Raw genomic sequence first — 286 nt, 5'->3', positions numbered from 1 at the left:
AATCTGGTTCAGGTGTTCGCGCATGTGGAAATCCAGCAGCGCCACATCCACCACATTGTCCCGTTTGGCAATCCCGATGGTATCCGCAAAATTCCGGATGGCTTCCGGGGTGCACCCCCTGCGCCGGAGTCCGGATATGGTCGGCATGCGCGGGTCGTCCCAACCCGATACATGGCCGCCTTCCACCAGCTGGAGCAGTTTGCGCTTGCTGACGACCGTGTGGCTCAGGTTTCGGCGGGCAAATTCCCGTTGCTTCGGCCCCAACTTCCCCCCTTGGGCCACTGCG

The 286-nt window shown here is 61.9% G+C and carries 1 protein-coding gene; it reads right to left on the bottom strand.

The features are described from left to right. A partial coding sequence (locus ACRHNM_RS16615) for a glutamate--tRNA ligase family protein (RefSeq protein ID WP_431137734.1) occupies nucleotides 1-286 on the bottom strand: 286 nt, incomplete at both ends.

Source organism: Psychroserpens mesophilus (assembly GCF_050617655.1).
Lineage (GTDB): Bacteria > Bacteroidota > Bacteroidia > Flavobacteriales > Flavobacteriaceae > Psychroserpens > Psychroserpens mesophilus_A.
Note: the sequence above shows the minus strand (reverse complement) of the source record. Positions and strands in the feature narration are given on the sequence as shown.